Annotated in this window: 7 protein-coding genes (1 of these 7 running past the window's edge); all 7 read left to right on the top strand. The window is 62.7% G+C overall.

Annotated features, from left to right (window positions below):
- Positions 1 to 1241, top strand: partial view of a TonB-dependent receptor gene (locus tag OVY48_RS02995; protein WP_313921810.1) — the final stretch only. Its footprint begins 1726 nt before the window's first position; the window shows 1241 of its 2967 coding nt (coding positions 1727-2967); its start codon lies beyond the left edge, outside the window; its stop codon occupies positions 1239 to 1241.
- A gap of 142 nt (positions 1242 to 1383) precedes the next feature.
- Positions 1384 to 2106, top strand: a complete 723-nt coding sequence (locus OVY48_RS02990) for a SapC family protein (RefSeq protein ID WP_037474257.1) — start codon at positions 1384 to 1386, stop codon at positions 2104 to 2106.
- Complete coding sequence (locus tag OVY48_RS02985; RefSeq protein ID WP_313921809.1) at positions 2099 to 3127, top strand: cupin-like domain-containing protein; 1029 nt, start codon at positions 2099 to 2101, stop codon at positions 3125 to 3127. Before OVY48_RS02990 ends, OVY48_RS02985 begins: the two co-directional genes overlap by 8 nt.
- 2 nt (positions 3128 to 3129) lie before the next feature.
- On the top strand, positions 3130 to 4626 hold the full coding sequence (locus OVY48_RS02980; protein WP_313922053.1) for a tryptophan halogenase family protein: 1497 nt from the start codon (positions 3130 to 3132) through the stop codon (positions 4624 to 4626).
- Positions 4623 to 5549 carry a glycoside hydrolase family 16 protein gene (locus OVY48_RS02975; protein ID WP_313921808.1) on the top strand — a complete coding sequence of 309 codons (927 nt, stop codon included), beginning with the start codon at positions 4623 to 4625 and terminating at the stop codon, positions 5547 to 5549. Before OVY48_RS02980 ends, OVY48_RS02975 begins: the two co-directional genes overlap by 4 nt.
- Entirely contained in the window at positions 5550 to 6623 is a 1074-nt protein-coding gene (locus OVY48_RS02970; RefSeq protein ID WP_313921807.1) for a LacI family DNA-binding transcriptional regulator, read from the top strand. It abuts the gene before it with no gap.
- The gene (locus OVY48_RS02965) at positions 6613 to 7797 is read left to right on the top strand and encodes an MFS transporter (protein WP_313921806.1); all 1185 of its coding nucleotides are present in this window, start codon (positions 6613 to 6615) and stop codon (positions 7795 to 7797) included. Before OVY48_RS02970 ends, OVY48_RS02965 begins: the two co-directional genes overlap by 11 nt.
- Positions 7798 to 7808: the final 11 nt, after the last annotated feature.

Here is a 7808-nt window from a genome sequence, read left to right as displayed (position 1 = left end):
ATTGTCTGTCGAGCTTCACGGTCGATCGCCGAATCCGCGAACGCACCATCGCGCCTTACCTCCAGGCCAATCTGGCCTTCGACGTTGCCAACCGTCCGGCTCATTTCCGTGCGGGCGTGCGCTATGAAAAGACCAAGGTCCGTTCGTCCGCGCTGGTGCCGATCCCGACCGGCACGCAATGGGTGTCCGCCAACGAGTTCAACCTCACCTATGGCACTGGCAGCGACTTCACCACCTTCCGGGGTGATTATGACAATTGGCTACCCGCCATCGACGTCGATTTCGAACCGATCGAGAATGTGAAGCTGCGCGCAAGCTATAGCCATACCATTACCCGCCCGGACTATGCATCGATGCAGGGTGGTCGTACTGTCGATCAACTGTTCCGCATCGGCGGCGGCACCGGCAGCCAGGGCAATCCGGGCCTGCTTCCCTATAAATCGAAGAATATCGATCTGTCGGCCGAATGGTATTATGCGCCATCCAGCTATCTGTCAGTCGGATTTTTCGACAAGCGGGTGCGCAACTTCATTTCGAGCACCCGGATCGACACCGATGCGTTCGGCCTGACCAACCCGGCGGATGGCCCACGCTATCAGGCGGCCGTCGCGGCATTGGGCGCCAATGCCAGCACGACCGATCTGCGCAACTATATCTTCGCCAATTATCCGGCCTCGGTCATCGTCGACAGCTTCGATCCTGCGACCGGCAATTATACCGGCAAGATATTGGGGCTGCCCGAAGATGGTGCGGTGAATTTCCAGGTGTCGACCCCGATCAACTCGGATCAGAGCGCGCATCTCTATGGCTTTGAATTCGCCATCCAGCATAATTTCTGGGACACGGGATTTGGCACGATCCTGAACTACACGATCGTTCGTGGCGACGCGACATACGACAACAGTCAGCCGTCCAGCGTTCCGCAATTTGCGCTGACGGGCCTCTCGGACAGCGCCAACGCCGTCCTCTTCTATGACAAAAAGGGTATTCAGGCGCGTATCGCCTATAACTGGCGCGACAAGTTCCTGGGCGGAACAGGTCCCAACCCCTTCTATATCGAAGCCTATGGCCAGGTGGATGCCAGCGCGAGCTGGGAGTTCAAGAAGGGCTATACCGCCTTTGTCGAAGCCATCAATCTAAACGGCGCCAGCCGCCGTGGCCATCTGCGTAGCGAAAACAACGCCTTCTTCGCTTCGCCCGGCTATGCCCGATATGGCGCGGGCCTTCGCGTCAACTTTTGACGGGATGACTTGATTGAAGTCCGGCACGATGGGACAAGGCCGCACCTGAACCGGTGCGGCCTTGTCCCGCATCAGCCGGGTGGAGAGACAGCGGTGATGTGACGGGACACCGGCACCTCCGCCAAGGAGCCATTAGAGCGTCATGACCCAGCACCAGATCCTTGATTCCCTGACCCATCGCACCCTGCGTGTTCGGACCGACAGCGGAGCGGCATTGGGTGATGCCGTCATGGCCTGCCTGTTGATGCCCGCCGAATTCCGCCAGGCGCAGGCGCATTTTCCCATATTGTTCCGGCGCGACCTGGAAAGCGGCACCCTCTCGGCCGTGGCGTTGTTCGGCTTTGCCAATGGCGAAAATCTCTTTCTGGAAGCAGGTCATTGGGATGCGGCCTACAAACCACTGGCGCAGGCGGTGCAACCCTTCCTGATCGGCCGTTCGTCGGATGGCAGCAGGCCGCCGCAGGTCCATGTCGATATGGGCAGCCCCCGACTCATCCATGAAGGGAACGAAGGCGTTGCCCTGTTCGACGAGGCAGGGCAGCCCTCCCCCTGGCTGGACAGCATTGCGCAACGGCTCGGCGACCTGGATGCCGCCTTTCAGGCCAGCGCCGATTTCTTTGCTGCGCTGGAACGTCATGCGCTGCTCGAACCCTTTACGCTGGACGTGCCATTGGTCGATGGGACGCGGAACAGCCTGGTCGGCTTTCACATCATCGACGAGGAGCGGTTGCGCGCGCTCGATGCCGTCGCGTTGGATGAGCTGCACCGGGCCGGACATTTGATGCCATTGTTCATGGCGGTGGCGTCGATCGCGCAGTTCAACGAACTGGTCGCGCGCAAGAATCGTAGAGTGGCCGGTGGCTGAGGCGGCTCTGGTCGGCCTGCCTTCGGTCAGGGTGCTACAAGCCACCGACGATGCAACGCTGGATGCTTTGCTGCGGGAAGAAGATACGCCTTTTGTCGTGCGGGGACTGGTGCGCGACTGGCCGCTGGTGCAGGCCGGTCTGGAATCCGATAGCGCCGCCCGCGCCTTTTTGCTGGCCCATGCGCGTGACCGCGACTTTGTGGTGTCGATCGCGGAGCCGGATGCCAAAGGACGCCTGTTTTACGATGACGCCATGGCGGTCAATTTCCGCATGGGCAAAGGCAGGTTGTCCGACATCTTTGCACAATTGGATGCGGCCGAAGGGCGAGATGTGGCGCAAGGCCCCACCGTCTATCTCGGCTCCGTCGATATGCAGGCGTTTTTCGACGGACTGGCCGACGCACACCCCATGCCACTGGGTTCGCGCGCGCCGTTGACATCCCTATGGATGGGCAATGCCAGCCGCATCGCGGCGCATAACGACTTTCCCGATAATCTGGCCTGCTGCGCCGTGGGGCGTCGCCGCTTCACCCTGTTCCCGCCAGACCAGTTCGCCAATCTCTATCTTGGCCCGATCGACATCACCCCAGCGGGACGGCCGATCTCCATGGTCGATTTCGCGGCCCCTGATTTTGCAACCTATCCGCGTTTCCGCGATGCGCTTGCGGCCGCCCAGATTGCCGAACTGGAGCCGGGAGATGCACTCTTCATACCCTCGCTCTGGTATCATCATGTCGAAGGGCTGGCCGATTTCAACATATTGGTGAACTATTGGTGGCGCGACACGCCGCGTTATCTGGGCCAGCCCTATAATGCGCTGCACCATGCGATCATGACCATCCGCGACCTGCCCGAAGAGGAGCGCGCGATCTGGCAAGCGATGTTCGACCATTATGTATTTTCGGGCGGTGAGGCAGCCCGCGCCCATCTGCCGGAAAAGGGCCGTGGCGTGCTGGCCCCGCTCGACGCGGAATCTGCGCAACGTATGCATCATTTCCTGTTGAGGAGCCTGTCGCTATGAGCATGCTACCCCCGCCTCGTCGCATCATCGTCGCCGGTGGCGGCACGGCCGGTTGGATGACCGCCGCCGCACTCGCCCGCACGCTGGGACCAGTGGCGCAAGTCACCTTGGTCGAAAGCGAGCAGATCGGGACGATCGGCGTGGGCGAAAGCACCATCCCGCCGCTGGTCGCCTATAATCGCATATTGGGCATCAACGAAGCCGACTTCATGCGCGCGACCCAGGCGACGTTCAAGCTGGGCATCAATTTCGAAAATTGGCGTGTACCTGGCGAAAGCTATTTCCACAGTTTCGGCGGGACCGGCAAAGATCATTGGTCGGCGGGATTCCAGCATTTCTGGATGCACGGGCAAGCCCAAGGGCATGACGCGCCCTATGGCGACTATTGCCTGGAGTTGAAGGCGGCGGAGGCAGGCCGCTTTGCGCATCTGCCCGACGACCGGATGAACTATGCCTATCAGCTCGATTCGGGACTTTATGCCCGCTTCCTGCGGAGGATGGCGGAAGCGGATGGCGCCCAGCAGATCGAAGGACGCATCACCCAGGTCGAACTCGACAGCGAAAGCGGCGACATTGCCGCGCTGCTACTGGACGGCGATCGGCGGATCGAAGGCGATCTGTTCATCGACTGCACCGGCTTTCGCGCATTGCTGATCGAAGGCGCGCTGCATGTTGGCTATGACGACTGGACCCACTGGCTGCCTTGTGATGGCGCGGTGGCGATCCAGACCAGCAGCGTGCGGCCGCCCGTCCCCTATACCCGCGCCATCGCGCATGAGGCGGGCTGGCAATGGCGCATTCCGCTGCAGCACCGGCAGGGCAATGGCATCGTCTATTGCAGCAGCTTCCTGGACCCGGACGCTGCGCTTGAAAAGTTGCTGGCTTCGGTCGAAGGCGACAAGCTGGTGCAACCAAACCCGATCCGGTTCCGCACCGGAGCGCGGCGGCGGCAATGGCATCGCAACTGCGTGGCCGTTGGCCTGTCGGGTGGGTTCATGGAACCGCTCGAATCCACGTCCATCCATCTGATCCAGCGGGCCGTGCTGCGCATCCTGCGGATGCTGCCCGCAGGTGCCGTCAGCCCCCTCGATATCGCCGAATTCAACGATCAACAGATGACGGACATGGAGCAAATCCGTGATTTCCTGATCCTGCATTATAAAGCGACCGATCGGCGCGACACGCCCTTCTGGCGCCATTGCGCGGCCATGGCGGTGCCCAACAGCCTTGCCCACCGCATGGAATTATTCCGGCAGACCGGCCGCGTCTTCCGCAAGAATGAGGAATTGTTCGCTGAAAATAGCTGGGTGCAGGTCATGATGGGTCAGGGCATCATCCCACAAAGCCATCACCCCATAGCCAACAAGCTGCGCCCCGACGAACTGACCCATCTTCTGGCGTCGCTCAAGGACCAAGTGTCCCGCACCGTGGCAAACCTGCCAGAACATGCGGCCTATATTGCGCGCTATTGCAGCACGCAGGAGCCGGTGGCGGCATGATAGCGCGCCTCCTCATCGCGACGCTGCTGTGCGCCGGTGCCGAAGTAGCGGTCGCCGCACCGGAACAGCCGGGCTGGCACAAGGTCTGGGCGGATGAATTTGATGGTCCGGCACTCGACCCGCGCAAATGGAACCTTGCCGACAATTGCTGGGGCGGCGGCAATGAAGAGCGGCAATGCTACACCCCCTCTGCGGCCAACCACCGGGTCGCCAATGGCCTATTGGACATCATCGCGCGGCAGGAATCCCATGAAGGCCCGGCTTTCCCGCCGGACCAGCGCACGACGCCGGATAAGGCGCGCGCCACCCGCATCAAACCTTTCACATCGGCGCGCCTTTCGACCGATGGCAAGGCGGCCTGGCTTTATGGCAAGGTACAGGTCCGCGCGAAGCTGCCGCAGGGCCAGGGAACCTGGCCTGCCATATGGATGCTGCCCGAAGGATGGGATTATGGCGGCTGGGCGCAGTCCGGCGAGATCGACATCATGGAGGCGGTCAATCTGGGCACGCCCTGTGACACCTGCGCAGGACAGACAGAAGATCGTGTCCTGGGAACGATCCATTTCGGCGGTCTCCCGCCGCGCAACCGCTATATCGGCGACGAAACGCCCATGCCGACCCCGCTTGATGGCTTCCACGTCTATGAAATCGAGTGGGACGCCACCGGCATCGTCTGGCGCGTGGACGGCGTGGATTTTGCGCGGCGCGCGCCGCATGAATGGCACAGCCTGGGGTCCGACAAGCCAGGCGCACCGTTCGACCGCCCCTTCCATCTCATCCTCAACCTTGCCATCGGCGGCCACTTGCCCGAAGGACGCAACAGCAAGGGCGTCGATCCCACCGGCTTTCCCAAGACGATGCAGATCGATTGGGTGCGTGTCTGGCAGAAAGACGCCACTCCCCCGACGGAGAATGGGCAGTAAATGGCGCGACGGCGGCTGGCAGTCACGATCAAACATGTTGCGGCAGATGCGGGCGTATCCCTGCAGACGGTGAGCCGCGTCATCAACAGCGAACCCAATGTCCGCCCGGAAATGCGCGACCGGGTACAGGCGTCGATCGATCGGCTGGGCTATGTGCCGTCGATCGCGGCGCAACGGATGAGCGGATCGCGCTCCTACCTCATTCTCGCGCTCAATGACCGCGAACGCACGATCGCGGACTGGCGCGCGCGGCAGGGTACGGACTGGGTCGACCAGATGTTGCTGGGCGGCATGCTGGAATGTGCCGAACATGGCTATCGGTTGATCTTCGAGCTGGTCGATACCCATGCCGATCATCTGGAGCGCGAACTGGGTGCCGCCCTGTCGGCGCTGCAACCCGATGGGGCGATCCTGACCCCACCCCATTCGGACAATCCGCGCATATTGGCGACGCTCAAGCGCCACCATGTCCCTTATGCGCGTATCGGGGCGCAAGGGCGGGACGATGGCGCTCTGCCCGCGGGTATCCGCGTGTCGATGGATGACGAGGGCGCAGCGCGGCGCGCGACACGGCACTTGCTGGATCTTGGCCATCGGCGCATCGGCTTCATTTCAGGACCGGCCGAATATCGGCTGTCGGGCTGGCGCGTCGATGGTTGGCAGGCGGAAATGGCGGCGGCGGGCCTGCCTGCCGAAGCCCTGCTGGAAACGGGTGATTTCGGCTATGCTTCCGGCTTGCGGGCAGCGCAGGCGTTGCTGGCACGCGCCGACAGACCGACCGCCATCATCGCCAGCAACGACCAGATGGCACTGGCCACGATCGAGGCGGCGCGTGACGCGGGCCTCGCCATCCCCGCCGACCTGTCGCTGGTCAGTTTCGATAACACGCCGCTGGTCCGCTTCACGACGCCACCATTGACCGCGGTGGACCAGCCGATCGCCGAGACGACGGCCATGGCGGTGCGCCTGCTCATCACCGCGCCCAGCGTGACGCTTGATCCACCCGCCCCCGTCATCATTCCCATGGGCCTGGTCGAACGAGCTTCGACCGCGCCGCCGCCCGATGTCGCCTAAGCAAGTAGCAGCGGGCAGCGATCGCCGCTTCCTGCTCCTCTATGCGCTCGCTTGGGCGGGTGCCGCCATCGCCTACACCCCGCTTCTAACCATCCTGCTGCCGGTGCGCGTCGATCTGCTCGCGGGGACGGACAATGTGCGCTGGCTGGCTGCGACCACCTTCCTTGGTGCCATCGCCGCCAGTCTCGCCAATATCCTGTTCGGCTGGCTCAGCGACGTGACAGGGCATCGCCGCCTCTGGGTCGCAACCGGCTTGCTCTTGTCCAGCGGGCTACTTTGCCTGTTTTCCCATATCGAGCGATTGGGGCCACTGATCCTGCTGATTCTGGCGTGGCAAATGGCGCTGAACATGATGTTGGGACCGCTAGCCGCCTGGGCGGGCGATTGCGTCCCTGATAGGCTAAAGGGTCGGCTGGGTGGACTACTCGCCTTTGCGCCAGCGTCCGGGGCACTGGCCGGGGCCTTGGTTACAATGCCCGGCCTCGCCGATCCGCCTTGGCGCTTCGCGATGGTGGGCATGATGGCGATGGCTTGCGTCCTGCCGCCAGTGCTGTTGGGCCCATCGGGCGAGGTCGCCACACGGCGCTCGCACGGCGCGGCCATAGCCCCGCTACCCTGGTTGCGCGCGATGATCACGCGCATGTGGTGCGCCCGCCTGCTGGTCCAGATCGCGGAGGCCGCCCTATTTGCCTATCTTTATTTCTGGTTTCAGACGATCGACACACGTTTCGACGACGCCATTACGGCCCGCATCCTGACCATGGTCCTGTTCCTGGCGGCACCCTGTGCCTTGATGGCCGGACGCTGGGCCGACCGTCGCGATCGGCCGATAGCCCCGCTCTGCATCGCAGCCCTGATTGCCGCAATTGGCCTCACCGCCATGGCCCTGGCGCGTGGGCCAGTGGCGGCGATCGCCGGATTCATGCTGTTTGGCCTTTCCACCAACATCTTCCTGGCGCTGCATAGCGCGCAGACGTTGCGGGTGCTGCCCGACGATGGACGACGGGGCCGCAATCTTGGCCTGTTCAACCTCACCAACACCGTGCCCTCGCTGATCATGCCGTCGCTGACCCTCGTGCTGGTGCCGACGCTCGGCTTTTCAGGACTATTCGCAGTTCTGGCTTTGCTGTCCGCCATCGCAGCCATCTTGCTGCGCGATACAAAACGGCACTGACGACCAATCGG

The organism is Sphingobium sp. SA2 (genome assembly GCF_032227065.1).
Taxonomy (GTDB): Bacteria; Pseudomonadota; Alphaproteobacteria; order Sphingomonadales; family Sphingomonadaceae; genus Sphingobium.
The sequence above is the reverse complement of the archived record's forward strand: the minus strand, read 5'-3'. Positions and strand labels throughout refer to the sequence as shown.

Excerpts from the sequence above, each read along its gene's own strand:
- OVY48_RS02990 (WP_037474257.1), top strand. The coding sequence starts at position 1,384 with ATGACCCAGCACCAGATCCTTGATTCCCTGACCCATCGCACCCTGCGT.
- OVY48_RS02980 (WP_313922053.1), top strand. The coding sequence starts at position 3,130 with ATGCTACCCCCGCCTCGTCGCATCATCGTCGCCGGTGGCGGCACGGCC.
- OVY48_RS02975 (WP_313921808.1), top strand. The coding sequence starts at position 4,623 with ATGATAGCGCGCCTCCTCATCGCGACGCTGCTGTGCGCCGGTGCCGAA.
- OVY48_RS02970 (WP_313921807.1), top strand. The coding sequence starts at position 5,550 with ATGGCGCGACGGCGGCTGGCAGTCACGATCAAACATGTTGCGGCAGAT.
- OVY48_RS02965 (WP_313921806.1), top strand. The coding sequence starts at position 6,613 with ATGTCGCCTAAGCAAGTAGCAGCGGGCAGCGATCGCCGCTTCCTGCTC.